Here is a 16,543-nt window from a genome sequence, read left to right on the forward strand (position 1 = left end):
CGATCTCAGCCGCCCCTTCGCCACACAGGCCGCCATGACCATTGCCGACCTCGACGCCTACCGCGTCGGTTGGGAGCTGATTGAGCACTCGCGGTACAGTTACTGGGGCGGCAAGCGGGCCGTGGTCATGCAGTTTTCGCGCGGCTGTCCGCATCTGTGCAATTATTGCGGCCAGCGCGGCTTCTGGACCCGCTGGCGGCATCGCGATCCGGTGAAATTCGCCAGGGAGATCGCCTGGCTGCACCGCGAGCACGGCGTCGAGCTGATCAATCTCGCCGACGAGAATCCGACGGTCTCGAAGAAGGCCTGGCGTGCCTTCCTCGACGCCCTTATCGCCGAGAACGTGCCGGTGCTGATCGTCGGTTCGACCCGTGCCGACGACATAGTGCGCGATGCCGACACCCTGCATCTCTACCGCAAGGCCGGCGTCATCCGCTGGCTGCTCGGCATGGAAAACACCGACGAGCAGACGCTTCAATTGATCCGCAAGGGCGGCAGCACATCATCCGACCGCGAGGCGATAAGGCTGCTGCGCCTCAACGGCATCCTGTCGATGGCGACCTGGGTGGCCGGCTTCGAGGACGAAGGGTTCCGCGATCTGTGGCGCGGCTTTCGCCAGCTCATCGCCTATGACCCCGACCAGATCCAGGCGCTCTATGTGACGCCGCATCGCTGGACGCCGTTCTTCCGCATCGCGCGGGATCGCAAGGTGATCCAGCAGGATGCGCGCTTGTGGGATTACAAGCACCAGGTGCTGCAGATGACGCGGCTGAAACCCTGGATGCTGTTCTTCAGCGTCAAGCTGATCGAGCTGGCGGTGCAATCACGGCCGAAGGCGCTGGCCCGCATCCTGTTACACAAGGATCCCGAGCAGCGGCATTCGATGCGCTGGTACACACAGATGGGCCGCCGCGTCTGGTTCCGCGAGGTCTGGGGTTTTCTGGTCCGCGACGTCAGGGTGAAAGACGGCCCGACGCTGGCTGAATTCTGGGGCGCGCCGCAGGACGCCGAGGAGGAATCGATGACGGTTTCACGGCCGGCCAGAAAGCTCGCCATTCCCACCATCGGCAATATTGAAGATTCCGAGGCGAAAAAGTTAGCCGGCTGACGAGCCCCTCAGGGCACGATCAGCGTGCCGGCGCCATGTTCGGTGAACAGTTCCAACAGCACCGCATGCGGCGTCTTGCCGTTGAGGATGACGACGCCTTCGACACCGCGTTCGATCGCTTCGATGCAGGTCTCGACCTTGGGGATCATGCCGCCCGAGACCGTGCCGTCCTTGATCAGCGCCTTGGCCTCGGCCACGGTCAGTTCGTCGATCAGCTTCTTGTTCTTGTCGAGCACACCAGGCACGTCGGTGAGGAACAGCAGGCGCGTCGCCTGGCAGGCGCCGGCAATGGCGCCGGCGAAGGTGTCGGCATTGATGTTGTAGGTGTGGCCGTCGCGGCCTGGCGCCACCGGCGCCAGCACCGGGATCATTTCGGAGCGTGCCAGAAGATCGAGCAAGGTGCGGTCGACCTCGACCGGCTCGCCGACGAAGCCGAGATCGAGCACGCGCTCGATGTTGGAGTCCGGATCGATCATGGTCTTGCGAGCCTTTTCGGCGAAAACCATGTTGCCGTCCTTGCCGCAGAGACCGATCGCCCATTCGCCCTCGGCGTTGATCAGCGCGACGATCTCCTTGTTGATCGAACCGGCCAGCACCATTTCGACGATCTCGACCGTCTTCTGGTCGGTGACGCGCAGGCCGCCCTCGAACTTCGATTCGATGCCCATCTTGGCCAGCATGGCGCCGATCTGCGGGCCGCCGCCATGGACGACGATCGGGTTGACGCCGGACTGCTTGAGCAGCGCGATGTCGCGCGCGAAGGCCTTGCCGAGTTCGATATCGCCCATGGCATGGCCGCCATATTTCACCACGACCGTCTTGTGTTCGTAGCGCTGCATGTAGGGCAACGCCCGCGACAACAGGGCTGCCTGCATTTCGGCGGTGGCGGTTATTTCCGTCATCGGTTTGGTTCCCGGCTTATTATTTTAAGCACGTCGTTGTCCCAAAACCCCTGGACACTTTTGGGCGACATGCATCAGGTAAGGACGGCGGCGTCTTAGCGGGAATTGGCGCCGCCCGCAAATGGCTTTGCTGTCATATTCAAGCGCTTCACGACCTCGTCATCGTGTCGGCACCATCAGCGGCGCCCTGCGGTCCAGCCAACCCGAGATCTTCTCCATCTGCGCGGCGAGCGACAAAAGCGTCTCTTCGTCGCCCGGACGGCCGGCCGCCTGGACGCCGAGCGGCAGGCCGGCGTCAGTGACATGGACCGGCAGCGCGATCGACGGCTGGCCGCTGACATTCTGGATCGCCGGCCAATGGGTGAACCAGAGGCTCTTGTCCATCAATTGGCCGAAGAACGGCTTCAGCTTCAGCAAGGGTGTCAGGTGAAGCTTGTCGAGCAGGTTCTCGATGAGCTCGTCGGCGCCTTTGGGATCCATGGCGCCGCAGGCGAGCGGCGGGTGGGCAATGACCGGCATCAGCACGGCGTCGTACTGCACGGTCTCCGAAATCAGCTGCCGCGAGGCGGCATGCAGCCGCTGCAGGTCGGCATAGGTCTCGCCGGCCGACACCATTTCGCCGAAGCGGGCGAGCACCCGCGTCGCCCGCTCGATGTCACCGGTAACGGAACGGCCGACGCGCAGCGCTTCGGCCCGCATCGTGCCGGCGACGGCGGAGGCAACCGTCCTGCAGAAATCGGCGAAGAAATCGCGGCCGATAAAGGGCAGGTCGATCTCCTCGACCGTGTGGCCGCCCTCGCGGGCAAGCGCCACCGCCTTGTCGAGCGCCTTGAGCGTCTCGTCCGAGATCGGCAGGCCAAGCGGGGATTTGCGGTACACGGCCAGGCTGAGCTTGCCGGGATCGCGCGCGGCAGCGGCCGCGAACGTGCCCTTCGGCGGCGGCGCGGCATAGGGCGACAGAGGATCGGACCCATGGGTGAGGTCGAGCAGCAGCGCGCAATCACGCACCGAACGGGTGAGCGCATGGTCGACGACCATGCCGTACCAGCTTTCGCTCACCAGCGGCGTCAGCGGTGTGCGGCCGCGCGACGTCTTCAGGCCGACAAGCCCGGTGCAGGCGGCAGGCACGCGGATCGAGCCGCCGCCATCGGAGGCATGTGCCACCGGCACGACGCCGGCGGCGACCAGTGCAGCCGAACCGCCCGAAGAGCCGCCGCTGGTATGGTCGGTGTTCCACGGATTGCGGGTGATGCCAAAGGCCCTGGATTCGGTCATCAATCGAAGCCCGTGCTCCGGCGATGTCGAGGTGACGATCGGGATAAGCCCGGCAGCGAGATAGCGGTCGGTCAGCACCGAATTGACATCGGCCAGCCATGCCGGAATGCGGCTGCCGCCATGCGTCGGCACGCCCCTGATGGCGATGCCTAGATCCTTGATGGCGAAGGGAACACCGGCCAGCGGCAGCGAGGGGTCGACGGTCTTGGCGCGGGCCCGCGCGGCATCGTAGAGCGGCTCGGCCGTGGCATTGATGTCGGGACGGGTGGCCTCGGCGCGGGCGATCGCGGCGTCGGTCAGCTCGACGGCCGAAACCTCGCCCTTGCGGACCAGATCGGCGAGGCCCGCGGCATCTTCTTCCCAAAGGATCCGTTCGACCGACATGCGCGCTCCCCCCATCACTGAGGGCAAGCTAGCCAGTGGCGATTCCATTGGCAATCGGTCGACGGACCCGGCTGGCGACACACAAAAGCTTAGGCGTGCACAAGGTTATTTCCGCCGTTGCAAATACATTGCAATCGCCTAACTTGCCGCAGATGACGCCGCAGGACATCACCAAGCTGATCGTCCGGACTTCGATGAAGGATCGGGCCGCGTTCGATCTGCTTTACCGGCAGACCAGCGCGAAACTTTTTGGCGTCTGTCTTCGTGTATTGAACGACCGGGGAGATGCGGAAGAAGCGCTACAGGAAGTCTTCGTCAAGATATGGACGAAGGCGGATCGTTTTGCCGTCTCCGATCTAAGCCCGATCTCCTGGCTGGTGGCAATTGCGCGTAATCATGCGATCGATCGTATACGAGCGCGGCGCAGGCCTGCCGCCGACATCGATGCCGCGCTCGACGTGGCCGATCCGGCGCCGGGGCCTGAAGCGATGGCGGTGGCGGGAGACGAATCCGAACGTATCCACCATTGTCTCGATGAGTTGGAGAAGGACCGGGCAGCCGCCGTCCGGGGCGCCTATCTCAAGGGCGAGAGCTATGCCGAACTGGCGGAGCGCCATGGCGTGCCGCTGAACACGATGCGTACATGGCTGCGCCGCAGCCTGTTGAAACTCAGAGAATGTCTGGAAAGATGACGCTGGCAGAAGACACAGGACCGGAACGTGGAGGCGACGACCTGCTCGCCGCCGAATACGTTCTCGGCGTGCTCGATGCCGACGAACGCCAGATCGTCTCCCGCCGCATCGATGCGGATACGGTTTTCGCCCGTCTTGTCGAGGGATGGGAGGTCAGTCTCTCACCGCTTGCCGCCGCCTATCGGGAAATCGAGCCGCCGGTTTCGGTGAAGACCGCGGTCGACCGCCGCCTGTTCGCCAACGCTGCCGGGGTGACCACGCCCGCCGAAGTGCGCGGCGGCCTGTGGTCCAGCCTGGCCTTCTGGCGCGGCCTTGCCGCAGCCGCGGTTGCGGCACTGGCGATTTACATCGCCGTGCCCATTCTCAACCCACCGGTCGAGCAGCCGCAGGCGCGACTCGTCGCTTCGCTGGCCGCCGAAGGCAGCGACGTCAGATATCTTGCCGTCTATGATGCCGCGCATCACGAAGTCGGCCTGTCGCATGTCTCCGGTGAGCGTGCTTCCGGCAAGGACTTCGAGCTGTGGATGATCGAGGGCAAGAACCCGCCGGTCTCGATGGGCGTCATTCCGGCAGGTGCAACGGCGCATATCGTCGTCTCGCTGGCGGCCCAGCAGAAACTTGCCCAGGGCGCGGTGCTTGCCGTCAGCCTCGAGCCGTCAGGCGGTTCGCCGACCGGACAGCCGACCGGACCGGTGGTCGCCGCCGGCGACCTGAAGAGCATCTGACCGGCTCCGCGCGCCTGAAAAATCACAACAGACTATCATAAGTCTATCCTTCACTGAACATGCCCATAGACAGCATGTCGGCCGGCGGCCGATTGCTCGGGAAAATCCCTCTGCGCCAAAGATAAAATCAAAAATCACAATATTCCTGAAACTCGGGCGATTTTGTTCCGTATCTCCTCGCGTCCCCAAAAATGGGAAGAGAAAAACCCGAGGAGTTTGACATCATGCGTAGATACGCCACCCTTTTGCTCGCCGGCACGATCGCCGTTTCGGCCCTTGCCACCGCCGCCTATGCCGAAAACGCGATGGTTGGCGGCGCCGCGATGTATGCCAACAAAAACATCGTCGAGAACGCCGTGAACTCGAAGGATCACACCACGCTGGTCGCCGCCGTGAAGGCCGCCGGCCTTGTCGAAACGCTGCAGGGCGCCGGTCCGTTCACCGTGTTCGCTCCGACCAACGAAGCCTTCGCGGCTCTTCCGGCCGGGACGGTCGAGACGCTGCTCAAGCCTGAAAACAAGGACAAGCTCACCAAGATCCTGACCTGCCATGTCATCGGCGCCAAGGCGATGGGGGCGGATGTCGCCGCGATGGCCAAGGCTGACGGCGGCGCCCACAAGGTCAAGACGGTCGGCGGCTGCGAGCTGTCGCTCAAGGCCGACGGCGGCAAGGTCACCGTCACCGACGAGAACGGCAATGTCGCCAATGTGACGATCGCCGATGTCGAACAGTCCAATGGCGTCATCCACGTCATCGACAAGGTTCTTTTGCCGAAGATGTAACAAGGGGATTGCTGCCGGCGAACTGGCAGCAAGGGCCCTCCGTCGATTGCACGATCCCGCTCCCGTGATCCGCAATTGACCCGCGCACTCCGCGCCGCCCATATTCGGATGTGGGAGGGCGCGGAGTGTTCGTTCGAGGGGGCTACCGTCACCGGCTTTTGATTTCCGCGCGGCGGTATAGTTTGGCAAAAGGACATCAGGAGGAACCGGTCATGAACCGTCGCGACTTTCTTTTGAGCGGTGCCGCCGCCATCGGCGTCGTCGGGGCCGCAGCAACGATGCTGCGCATGGGCGATCCGCAGGCAGCACAGGCCGCCGAAAAATTCGAAGTCACCAAGACCGACGCCGAGTGGAAAGCCATCCTGTCGCCGGCCGCCTTCGACGTGCTGCGCAAGGAAGGCACGGAGTATCCCGGCACCAGCCCGCTGCTCAACGAACACCGTAAGGGCATCTTCGCCTGTGCCGGCTGCGACCTGCCGGTCTATTCGTCGGAGACGAAATTCGATTCCGGCACCGGGTGGCCGAGCTTCTGGCAAGAGATCCCCAAGGCTATCGGCACGACCGTGGACCGCTCGCTCGGCATGACGCGCACCGAGGCGCATTGCCGCCGCTGCGGCGGCCATCTCGGCCACGTCTTCGACGACGGTCCGGCGCCGACCGGCCTGCGCCACTGCATCAACGGCGTCGCGCTGACCTTCGAGCCCACCACAGCCTGACAAATTCCAACTGGATATGAAAAACTCCGGGCTTGCGGCCCGGAGTTTTTTGCGCGGTCAGAGCTTTTTCGGGCGTGGACTGGAGGAGCTTCCCGAAATAGCTGCCCACGTATCTCTGTCTTGTCGCAATTCCTAAGGGAAAGCGCTGCGCGCTTTTCCCGGGAAAACCGCCTTACACTTTTCCTGGAATTGCTCCGGTATCAGTGGCCGCCGCCACCACCTCCACCCGCCGCCGCGGCCGGCTTGCGGATCAACATGGTGAACAGGCCAAGCGTCGCAAACAGCACCGTCAGCATGAAGAACACATCCATGAAGGACAGCAGCGCCGCCTGCTGCTGGACCATGCCCGACAGCTTGGAGATGGCGGCACTTGTCGCGTCCAGGCCGGGGGTTTGCTCGAAATTGAGCGTCATGTTCTGCAGCTTGGTCTGCGCGGCTTCACTGCCCCATTGCACATGCTCGGAGAGCCTTGCGTAGTGGAAGGCATTGCGGTCGATCAGCACGGTGTTGATCAGTGCGAGGCCAACCGCACCGCCAAGGTTGCGGGTGAGATTGAACAGGCCGGACGCATTCTTCAGCCGCTCGGGCGGCAAGGTGCCGAGCGCGATGTTGTTGATCGGCACCATGCACAGCATCATCGAACAGCCGCGCAGGATCTGCGGGATGAGCAACTTGTAGAAATCCCAGTCGGCGGTCAGATGCGTCATCCACCAGGTGCCGGTGGCGAAGCCGAAGAAGCCGATCATCATCATCAGCCGCGGGTCCATCTTGTTCGACAGGATGCCCGAGATCGGCGCGGTGAAGAACATGGCCAGGCCGCTGACGAACAGCGCCTCGCCGATCATCATCGAATCGTAGCCACGGATGCGCCCGAGATACACCGGGTAGAGATAGGTCAGGCCGTAAAGGCCGATGCCGATGACGAAGGAGAACAGCGAGCCGAAGGCGAAGTTGATGTTGGTGAAGGCCTTCAGGTCGACGATCGGCTCCTCGGCGGTGAACACCCGCCAGAAGAACAGCACCGCGCCGATGGTCATGACGATGGCGCAGATGAAGACGCCCTGGTCCTGCAGCCAGTCATTGTTGGGGCCTTCCTCGAGCACATATTCCATGCAGCCCAGGAAAGCCGCCATGCCGGCGAGGCCCCACCAGTCGAACTTGCTGAACAGCTTGAGGTTGGGCTTGTCGAAGTCGATCAGCGTCCAGGCCGCCGCTGTCACCAGGATGCCGGGCACGACATTGACCAGGAACAGCCAGTGCCAGGACATGGCATGGCTGATATAGCCGCCGACAGTCGGGCCGATGGTCGGCGCCAACGTCGCCACCAGGCCGATCATCGGCGAGACGAAGGCGCGGCGCGAGGGCGGGAAGATGGTGAAGGCAGCGGCGAAGACGCTCGGTATCATGCCGCCGCCGATGAAGCCCTGGACGGCGCGGTAGACAATCATCTGGTCGATGTTGGTGGCAGTCGCCGCCAGCGCACTGGCCGCGGTGAAGCCCGCCGCCGAGATCGTGAACAGCACGCGCGTCGACAGCATCCGGCTGAGGAAGCCCGACAGCGGGATCATCACCACTTCGGCGATCAGATAGGCGGTCTGCACCCACGGGATTTCGTCGGAGCTGGCGCTCAGGCCGGCCTGGATTTCCGACAGCGAGGCGGAGACGATCTGAATGTCCAGGATGGCCATGAACATGCCGAACACCATCGCCAGGAAAGCGATGACGCGCCGCGTCGAAATGGTGTCAGGCACAGCCGGCCTCGCCGGCGGTGCTCCTGCTGTCAGGGTTGCGGTTGCCATGGCATTGCTCCCCGGCAGCCGCTCAGTTCGACGCTGCCGCTGATGCCGACCCGGATGGGGCGGTACGGCTGTCGACGGCGACGATGACGCTCAGGCCGGCGCGCAGTTTGCCGCTCTTCAGGACATCTGCCGGCACATCGATACGGACCGGAACGCGCTGCACGACCTTGGTGAAGTTGCCGGTGGCGTTTTCGGGCGGCAGCAGCGAGAACACGGCACCCGAAGCCGGCGCCAGCGACGAGACGGTTCCCTCGAAGTCCTGGCCGTCGGTCGCATCGACCGAGATCTTCACCTTCTCTCCGGGCACCAGCCGGGCAAGCTGCGTCTCCTTGAAGTTGGCGACGATGTAGAGCTTGTCCATCGGCACGATGACGGCGAGCTTCTGGCCGGGGCTGACAAGGTCGCCCTGTTCGACCGAGCGGTTGCCGACGATGCCGTCATAAGGCGCCTTGAGCACGGTGAAGGAAAGATCGCGCAGCGCCTTGTCATGGCTGAGCTGCAGGGACGCCAGCGTGCTCGCCGATTCCGCGCGTTGCGCCTGCAGCACGCCGATATTGGCCTGCGCGGCGGCGATCGTCGCGTCGGCGCCGACAAGGGCGGCATCGGCCTGCTGGACCGCCGTCTGGGCGTCGTCCAGCTGCGCCTGCGTGCCGACATGGGTCTTGAGCAGTTGCGAGGCGCGCGCCGCGACCTTGGCCGCATTGTCGGCGGCGGCCTGATCGGCGACCTTCTGCGCCTGCGCCTGCTGCAGCGAGGCGCGCGCTGCTTCAGTCTGGGCGTCGATACGGTCGAGCGTCTTGCTCAAGGTGGCGATCTGCGCCTCGGCCTGGGCGACGGCAATCTTGTAATCGCCGTCATCGACGACGAGCAGCGGATCGCCGGCCTTGACCTGCTGGTTCTCGCTGACCTTGACCTGATCGACATAGCCGGAAATCTTGGGCGAGATGAACGCCATGTCGGCCTGGACATAGGCATCGTCCGTGGAGATCATGAAGCGGCCCGTTGTCCAGTAGTCGTAACCATACCAGGCGCCGGCGCCCAGCAAAGCGGCGCCGATGACCGGCAGCAGGAAGGAACGCACCGAACGCTTCTTCTTGGCCGGAGCCTCTGCCGGTGGCGACGAGACAGGCTGGACAGGCACTTCCGGGGCTTCCGTCGCCGGCGCAACCTTGGCGTTGGGAAAGGGACGGACTTCGGCAGTGGTCGGCGCGTTCGAGGACATGACATCTCTCTAAAGTTATAATATAATACTGAACCGTTCGGTTCGATCCGGCCGTTGACATAGCGCGTAAAGAGGACCATATCAAGGGCAATCGAACCGCTTGGTTCGAATTATTTTCGAGGTGTGACTTTCATGGCCGAGACCCCGCCCAATGTTGAAAACGAGTCGTGCGACGACCTGTTGGAAAGCTTGCGTCGTGGCCGCCCGGCCGCGGGGCAGGATCCGGTCAAGCGCAGCCAGATCATCGACGGCGCCCGTCGTGTCTTCATCGACAAGGGCTTCGAAGCCGCCTCGATGAACGACATCACCCGCGAGGCCGGTGTCTCCAAGGGTACGATCTACGTCTATTTCGCCAACAAGGAAGAGCTGTTCGAAGCGCTGATCGAGGAAGAGCGCGGCACCATCTTCAAGAACATGTATGACGTGCTGGACAATGCCGACAACCTGCGCGAGACGCTGGTGAAGTTCGGCAAGGTGCTGGCCCTCAAGATCACGTCGGCCAAGGTGATCCAGGCGCAGCGCACGGTGATCGGTGCATCCGACCGGATACCCGACATGGGCGCGCGGTTTTACGAGCGCGGTCCCAAGCGTGGCCACGACAAGGTCGCGGCCTTTCTCAATGCCGCCATCGAGCGCGACCTGCTGCGCATCGACGATGTCGATCTTGCCGCCTATCAGTTCACCGAACTGTGCCTGGCCGGTCTGTTCCGCCAGTGCATCTTCGCCTACCGCACCAAAGCCCCGAGCCAGGACGAGATCGACCGCATCGTCAGGTCAGGCGTCAGCATGTTCCTCAAGGCATACGGCACCGAAAGGCTTGTGGCGGAAGAAGGCCACCAGACGATTGCTATCGAGGCCAAGCCGTAGGCCATGCTCTAAGCTGTGGATGCTTAGCCGCCATTGGCGGCAAGCACGATGGCCGCCTGCAATTCCTGGAGGCCCTCGGCTTTTTCCGAAGACGTCGCCAGAACGAACGGGAACGCCGCCGGCCGCTTCTTGATCTTTGCCAGCGTCTCCTCGATCAGCCTCGGCACGCCGGCAGTCTTGATCTTGTCGGTCTTGGTCAGCACGATCTGGTAGGACACCGCCGCCTTGTCGAGCAGCGACAGCACTTCGTCGTCCTTGGCCTTGATGCCGTGGCGGGCGTCGATCAGCACATAGACGCGCTTCAGCGTGACGCGGCCCTTGAGATAGTCGAAGACCAGCTTGGTCCACTCGTCGACCTTCTCCTTCGGCGCGGTGGCATAGCCATAGCCGGGCATGTCGACCAGCGCCAAGGGCGGCAGGTCGGCGCCCTCACCCGAAAATCCGTCCGGCACGAAATAGTTGAGCTCCTGCGTGCGCCCCGGCGTGTTGGAGGTGCGCGCCAGCCCCTTCTGGTTGACCAGCGCGTTGATCAGCGACGACTTGCCGACATTCGAGCGGCCGGCAAAGGCGATTTCCGGCGGCCCTTCAGGCGGCAGGAATTTCATGGCCGGCACGCCGCGGATGAAGATCCACCCTCGCGTAAACAGTTCGGTGCCGATTATGCTGCTGTTCAGAGCGTTCAAGCTGCTGCCTCCAGAAGAGAGATATCGGCGCCCCGGATAGCATCGAGGTTGCGACTGACCTTGTCCACCGGCCAGTCCCACCACGCCACCGCCAGCAGCCGCCTGATTATCCGGTCGTCGAAACGCATCTTCACCACCTTGGCCGCATTGCCGGCGACGATCGCATAGGGCGGCACGTCGTGCGTCACCACCGATTTCGCGGCGATGATGGCGCCGTGGCCGATTTCCACCCCGGGCAAGATCACCGCCTCCATGCCGATCCAGACGTCGCTGCCGACAATGGTGTCGCCGCGCACTTCCTTCGACCACGTCGCCGGGTCAAAACCCTTTTCCCAGCCATGGCCAAAGATATTGAACGGATAGGTCGAAAAGCCGGACATAGCATGGTTGGCGCCGTTCATCATGAAGCGCGCGCCCTCGGCGATGGCGCAGAACCGACCGATGATCAGCTTGTCGCCGATGAAGGGATAGTGGTGCAGGACGCATTTTTCGGCGAATTTGTCGGGGCCGTCCGGATCGTCATAGTAGGTGAAGTCGCCGATCTCGATGTTCGGCGCATTCACCAGCCCCTTGAGGAAGCCGACGCGGGTATGCATCGGGATCGGGTGCTTGATGTCTGGGTTTGGTCCGTCCATGTCGAAATCCGTCAGAGAAATGGCAGCCAGGCACATCCGAAACTCGAATGCGCCCGTTCNAAATAGCGTGATCCGCCCTATAGCACCAATCGGGCGACGAGCGAGCTTTCCTTGACGGCCTTGCTCATTTGCCGCCGCGACAGATCACGATCGGATCGGACATTGCGCTGTCGAAACCGCTGCCCTGATAGACGGTGACGTTCGCCGCGCCGGGCGGCAGCATGAAGCTGCCTTCGACGATTTTCTGGTCTCCGGCCGGCATGTGGAGAGCCCAGCTATAGGTGCAAAACTGAGGCGGCGCCTGGGGTTCGACGTGGCTGCAGTTCAATTGCGCGCCACCCAGCATCGCGGCGCCGCCGCAGCTGACGGCGTCCTTTGCGAGCGCAAGGCCCGGCCATCCCGCGATGGCCGCCACGGTCACGATCTTCAGCCAATTCATCGTCCTATCCTTGCCCGGCAACAGCCTGCTACCTGAGCCTTTTTATGGTGTCGCAGCACATGCGTCATTTTTTCCAGGCGGGCTTAGTCCGTCTTGCGCACCGCGTCCAGCGGGATTATGTGCATGATGATAATAAGCATGCTCACTAAAAGTTGCGCCTTAGAACCTCAGTACCTTCCATGCCATCGTCACCCAACATCAGCTTCGTGCTGCACGATGTCGCGCGCCTGCTTCGAAAGCGGTTCGAGCAGAGGTCGCGGGCATCGGGGCTGACCCGCGCCCAGTGGCAGGTGCTCGCCTATCTCTGCCTGCATGAGGGCATCCACCAGAACAAACTGGCCGATCTTATCGAGATCACGCCGATCACGCTCGCCCGGCTGCTCGATAAGATGGAGGCACGCGGCTTCATCGAGCGCCGGCCCAATCCCGCTGACCGCCGGGCATGGCTGCTCTACCTGAAGCCGCAAGCTTATCCGCTCATTGAAGCCACGCGCACCAATGGGCAGAAGACGCGGGACGAGGCCTTTGTCGGTCTTTCCGCGGATGCCCAGCTGCATCTGCTGCAAACCCTATCCCTCATCAAATCCAATCTGCTCGCGGCTTGCACCCAGCCTGCCGCCGACCGGGAGAAAACACATGGCTGAATCAACCTCACCAAAGAAGCCTGTCGAAGAAGACGTATCCTCCGCCGGCCGGGCGCACGACCAGATCATCCGACTGGACAGCGAACGCGAACAAAGGCGAGCCGGCACCCTCATCGGCAATGACGAACTCGAAGCACCGGTCGCCCTGGAGCCGGCCGCGCTCGAGGCGCCGTCCAAGGAGCCACGGCAGGCCGGGGTTGCGGTGGCGCCGCCGGCGCCGGTCAAGCCCAAGCGCGGCCGGGCACGGCCGATCCTGTTTGCCCTGCTTCCGGTCGCGCTGGTCGTCGGCGGCTATTACTACGTCATCGGCGGCCAGGTCATGACGACCGACAACGCCTACATCCAGGCGCAGTCGCTCGGCGTTTCCACCGATGTCTCCGGCACTGTGTCCGAGATCGACGTGCACGAGAACGAGGCGGTGAAGAAGGACCAGGTGCTTTTCCGGCTGCGGCCGGCCTCTTTCGAAACCGCTCTTGCCGCCGCCCAGGCGCAGCTCGGCACTGTGCGCAACCAGGTGCTGACCTTGCAGGCGAGCTACCAGCAGTCGCAGGCGCTGATCGAGCAGGCGCAGGCCGACATCCCCTATTACGAGGCCGCTTTCCAGCGCCAGCAGGATCTGCTCAAGACCTCCACCTCCTCCAAGGCGACCTTCGACAGCGCCCAGCACGACCTCGTCGCCGCCCGCCAGAAAGTGTCCGTTGCCCAGGCGCAGGCACAGGCGACGCTTGCCCAGCTTGGCGGCGACGCCAGCCAGCCGGTGGAGAAGAATCCGTTCTACCTCCAGGCGCAGTCGGCGGTGGACGACGCCCAGCGCAATCTTGCCGATTCCATCGTCAAGGCGCCGTTCGACGGCATAGTCACCAATGTCGACGCGCTTCAGGTCGGCAAGTACCTGCCGGCTTCGCAGCCGGCCTTCAGCCTGATTTCGGCGACCGATCTGTGGATCGCGGCGGAGCCGAAGGAAACCGAACTGACTTATGTGCGGCCGGGACAGACGGCGACGATCAGCGTCGACAGCTATCCCGGCACCGTCTGGCACGGCACGGTCGCCTCGATCAGCCCGGCGTCGTCGTCGAGCTTCTCCTTGCTTCCGGCGCAGAACACCACCGGCAACTGGGTCAAGGTCGTGCAACGCATTCCGATGCGCGTGACGGTCGACGATCTCCAGGGCAAGCCGCCGTTGCGTGGCGGGATGAGCGTCGTGGTCGGCATCGACACCGGTCATGCGCGCGGCTTGCCGGACTTCGTGACGGACCTCCTCGGCCGGTTCGGACAAAAGTCATGAGCAGCGCGTCCGCGACAGGTGGCGTGGTCGCCAACCGCGGCGCCATCACCGCCTGCGTGATCCTGGCCGTGATCATGCAGGCGCTGGACACGACCATCGCCAATGTGGCGCTGCCCTATATCCAGGGCAGCGTTTCGGCGAGCGCCGACCAGATAAACTGGGTGCTGACGTCCTATATCGTCGCGGCGGCCGTCATGACTCCGCCTTCGGGCTATCTTGCCAATCGTTTCGGCCGCAAGCGCATCCTTTTGATATCCATCACCGGCTTCGTCGTCGCGTCGGTGCTGTGCGGCTTCGCGCAGTCGCTGCCGCAGATCGTCGGCTTCCGCCTGCTGCAAGGTCTGTTCGGCGCGGCCCTGGTGCCGCTGGCGCAGAGCATCCTGCTCGACATCTACAGCGTCGAGGAGCGCGGCTCGGCGATGGCGTTGTTCGGCGTTTCGGTGATGGTCGGGCCGGTGCTCGGGCCGGTCATCGGCGGCTGGCTCACCGAAAACGTCAGCTGGCGTTGGGTGTTCTACATCAATGTCCCGATCGGGGCCCTGGCTTTCGCCGGCGTCTCGATGTTCGTCCAGGAAACCAAGACGGACCTCAAGGCCAGGCTGGACTGGCTGGGCTTCGGCATGCTCAGCGTCACCATCGCATCGCTGCAGATGTTCCTCGATCGCGGCGAGCAGCTCAACTGGTTCTCGTCGTCCGAGATCATCGTCGAGGCGCTGATCTGCGCGTCGGCCTTCTACATCTTCCTCGTCCACACCTTCACCGCCAAAAACACCTTCGTGAACCCGCGGCTGTTCCTCGACAGGAATTTCGCCGTCGGCATGATCTTCATCTTCATCATCGGCATCACCTATCTGGCCTCGCTGGCCCTGATGACGCCGTATCTGCAGACGCTGATGGGCTATCCGGTGGTGACGGCCGGCATCGTCATGGGGCCGCGCGGTCTCGGCACCATGGCTTGCATGTTCCTGGTCGGCAGGCTGATCGGCAAGGTGGACACGCGCTGGCTGCTGTTGACCGGCCTGCTGGTCACCGCCTGGGCGATGTACGACATGACCGGCTGGACCCCTGATGTATCGCAATGGACGATCATCAGCACCGGCTTCATCCAGGGCGCGGGACTGGGCTTCCTGTTCGTGCCGCTGACCACCATCACCTTCGCCACGCTGGCGCCGGAGCGGCGCGCGGAAGGCACAGGCCTTTACAATCTGTCGCGGAACATCGGCTCCAGCGTCGGCATATCCGTCGTCACCGCGCTGTTGACGGAGAACGTGCAGATCAACCACGCCAACATCGCCACCTATGTGACGCCCTACAACCAGGCTTTCAGCAATCCGGCCATCTTCCAGGCGATGGATCCCTACAGCGCCGCGGGCCGCGCCGCGCTCGACGGCGTGGTGACGCTGCAGGCGACAATCATCAGTTATATGAACGACTTCAAGCTGATGATGATCCTGTCGCTTGCCGCCATTCCGCTGGTTCTGTTGCTGCGCAAGCCGGCCACTCCGGCCAAGATCGACCACAGCGCCGTGATGGAGTGATGTTTTGGTCGAGGGCCTTTTGTTGAAGCAAGTTTCGAATGCGTCACTGTCGACAAAATGGAAATACAACGTATGGCGACGCCGTCGGCTGTCCCGTTGCACGTGATGCTAGGTTGCCCAAGTATCCAGCTGATTGAGGACGGCAATCGCCGGATACGATTTCCTGCCGGGATAACTTTGGCGGTAGTAGGCATTCCAATAGCTTGTCGCCTTAGCGCGTATTGCACGCATTACCTGCCGGTTCTGCCGGACGAAACTGGCGTAAGCTGTCCGATCGAAATACGGCATCGCCAAATGGATATCGTCGAGAATTTCGACGACGTACTCGCCTAAGAGAAGAACGATGAATGGAATCGTCCAAGGCTCGTTCAGCGGAAGGATAATTTTGGCTGATTTTTGCCTCAGATAACCGTCTGTCGAACGTGTCAGCAAGCACTGCGACCCCGGCGAAAAGCTAGCGAAATCGACAGCTACGGTCGGCAGAAAATGCAACCGATAGGGAATGTAGATGCTGATCCCATCAGATGTGAGATGCCTCGAGGTTGTTCGGTAAGTGTCGTCGACGATGGGAGTCAATTCCTCAGCAGCTATATCGCCAAGCGCTCCAACTCCGAAAGCTGACTTTGCGGCATTTGGGAAAGGCTTGCGTTGGGTAAACCAATCCACGTCGTGTTCCTAACAAGGCTACGAAATCGATATGCAGTCAGTATGTCACATCTGCGGGCGCTAGGTGAGCGTTGTCTCTCTACCCCTCAACCGCGTTGGCAGTCGCATCGCGACGCCACATTCCGGTGCGCGGCGGTCCGTGCCAGCTTACGGCTAGCCGGCATCTCGGCTACCCGCTCCG

17 protein-coding genes are annotated in these 16,543 nt (G+C 62.9%); 9 read left to right on the forward strand and 8 right to left on the reverse strand.

Annotated features, from left to right (window positions below; all coding sequences use genetic code 11):
* On the forward strand, positions 1–1,108 hold a 1,108-nt coding region (locus EOB59_RS03890), incomplete at its 5' end, for a radical SAM protein (protein WP_245486520.1).
* An 8-nt stretch (positions 1,109–1,116) separates the two neighbouring features.
* Here EOB59_RS03890 and argB read toward each other — a convergent pair.
* Together argB and EOB59_RS03900 are read right to left on the reverse strand one after the other, a co-directional pair.
* Entirely contained in the window at positions 1,117–2,010 is an 894-nt protein-coding gene (gene argB, locus EOB59_RS03895; protein WP_013528489.1) for an acetylglutamate kinase, read from the reverse strand.
* A gap of 159 nt (positions 2,011–2,169) precedes the next feature.
* Complete coding sequence (locus tag EOB59_RS03900; RefSeq protein WP_128287710.1) at positions 2,170–3,669, reverse strand: amidase; 1,500 nt, start codon at positions 3,667–3,669, stop codon at positions 2,170–2,172.
* Positions 3,670–3,821: 152 nt separating this feature from the next.
* Between EOB59_RS03900 and EOB59_RS03905 the strand changes: the two genes are divergently transcribed.
* From EOB59_RS03905 to msrB, 4 genes are all read left to right on the forward strand, one after another.
* Positions 3,822–4,361 (forward strand): sigma-70 family RNA polymerase sigma factor, encoded by a 540-nt coding sequence (locus EOB59_RS03905; protein ID WP_127267227.1) that lies wholly within the window; start codon positions 3,822–3,824, stop codon positions 4,359–4,361.
* A complete protein-coding gene (locus EOB59_RS03910) occupies positions 4,358–5,086 on the forward strand; it encodes an anti-sigma factor (protein WP_128287711.1) in 729 nt (242 codons plus the stop codon). Before EOB59_RS03905 ends, EOB59_RS03910 begins: the two co-directional genes overlap by 4 nt.
* 224 nt (positions 5,087–5,310) lie before the next feature.
* Entirely contained in the window at positions 5,311–5,868 is a 558-nt protein-coding gene (locus tag EOB59_RS03915) for a fasciclin domain-containing protein (RefSeq protein WP_128287712.1), read from the forward strand.
* A 212-nt stretch (positions 5,869–6,080) separates the two neighbouring features.
* Positions 6,081–6,584, forward strand: coding sequence for a peptide-methionine (R)-S-oxide reductase MsrB (gene msrB / locus EOB59_RS03920; protein WP_127808375.1), 504 nt, complete (start codon positions 6,081–6,083; stop codon positions 6,582–6,584).
* Positions 6,585–6,784: 200 nt separating this feature from the next.
* Here msrB and EOB59_RS03925 read toward each other — a convergent pair whose 3' ends face one another.
* Positions 6,785–8,383 carry a DHA2 family efflux MFS transporter permease subunit gene (locus EOB59_RS03925; protein ID WP_128287713.1) on the reverse strand — a complete coding sequence of 533 codons (1,599 nt, stop codon included), beginning with the start codon at positions 8,381–8,383 and terminating at the stop codon, positions 6,785–6,787.
* Between the two features lie 22 nt (positions 8,384–8,405).
* Positions 8,406–9,605, reverse strand: coding sequence for an HlyD family secretion protein (locus tag EOB59_RS03930; RefSeq protein WP_127808377.1), 1,200 nt, complete (start codon positions 9,603–9,605; stop codon positions 8,406–8,408).
* Positions 9,606–9,737: 132 nt separating this feature from the next.
* Between EOB59_RS03930 and EOB59_RS03935 the strand changes: the two genes are divergently transcribed.
* Positions 9,738–10,472: a TetR/AcrR family transcriptional regulator gene (locus EOB59_RS03935; protein WP_127380942.1), complete on the forward strand. Its 735-nt coding sequence runs from the start codon at positions 9,738–9,740 to the stop codon at positions 10,470–10,472.
* A gap of 23 nt (positions 10,473–10,495) precedes the next feature.
* Here EOB59_RS03935 and yihA read toward each other — a convergent pair whose 3' ends face one another.
* The 3 genes from yihA to EOB59_RS03950 all read right to left on the reverse strand — a co-directional run bounded on the left by yihA (position 10,496) and on the right by EOB59_RS03950 (position 12,229).
* Positions 10,496–11,155 carry a ribosome biogenesis GTP-binding protein YihA/YsxC gene (gene yihA / locus EOB59_RS03940; RefSeq protein ID WP_024502094.1) on the reverse strand — a complete coding sequence of 220 codons (660 nt, stop codon included), beginning with the start codon at positions 11,153–11,155 and terminating at the stop codon, positions 10,496–10,498.
* Entirely contained in the window at positions 11,152–11,790 is a 639-nt protein-coding gene (locus EOB59_RS03945) for a CatB-related O-acetyltransferase (RefSeq protein ID WP_164895573.1), read from the reverse strand. Before EOB59_RS03945 ends, yihA begins: the two co-directional genes overlap by 4 nt.
* Before the next feature lie 124 nt (positions 11,791–11,914).
* Complete coding sequence (locus EOB59_RS03950; protein WP_127318876.1) at positions 11,915–12,229, reverse strand: hypothetical protein; 315 nt, start codon at positions 12,227–12,229, stop codon at positions 11,915–11,917.
* Positions 12,230–12,408: 179 nt separating this feature from the next.
* Between EOB59_RS03950 and EOB59_RS03955 the strand changes: the two genes are divergently transcribed.
* The 3 genes from EOB59_RS03955 to EOB59_RS03965 are packed head-to-tail and all read left to right on the forward strand — an operon-like array spanning position 12,409 to position 15,696.
* Positions 12,409–12,873, forward strand: a complete 465-nt coding sequence (locus EOB59_RS03955) for a MarR family transcriptional regulator (RefSeq protein WP_128287715.1) — start codon at positions 12,409–12,411, stop codon at positions 12,871–12,873.
* Positions 12,866–14,158 (forward strand): HlyD family secretion protein, encoded by a 1,293-nt coding sequence (locus EOB59_RS03960; protein WP_128287716.1) that lies wholly within the window; start codon positions 12,866–12,868, stop codon positions 14,156–14,158. The genes EOB59_RS03955 and EOB59_RS03960 overlap by 8 nt, the downstream gene beginning before the upstream one ends.
* Positions 14,155–15,696, forward strand: coding sequence for a DHA2 family efflux MFS transporter permease subunit (locus EOB59_RS03965; protein ID WP_127808381.1), 1,542 nt, complete (start codon positions 14,155–14,157; stop codon positions 15,694–15,696). The genes EOB59_RS03960 and EOB59_RS03965 overlap by 4 nt, the downstream gene beginning before the upstream one ends.
* Positions 15,697–15,804: 108 nt before the next feature.
* Here EOB59_RS03965 and EOB59_RS03970 read toward each other — a convergent pair whose 3' ends face one another.
* Positions 15,805–16,362, reverse strand: a complete 558-nt coding sequence (locus tag EOB59_RS03970; RefSeq protein ID WP_128287717.1) for a hypothetical protein — start codon at positions 16,360–16,362, stop codon at positions 15,805–15,807.
* Positions 16,363–16,543 lie beyond the last annotated feature (181 nt).

It is taken from the genome of Mesorhizobium sp. M7A.F.Ca.MR.176.00.0.0 (genome assembly GCF_004023165.1).
GTDB lineage: Bacteria > Pseudomonadota > Alphaproteobacteria > Rhizobiales > Rhizobiaceae > Mesorhizobium.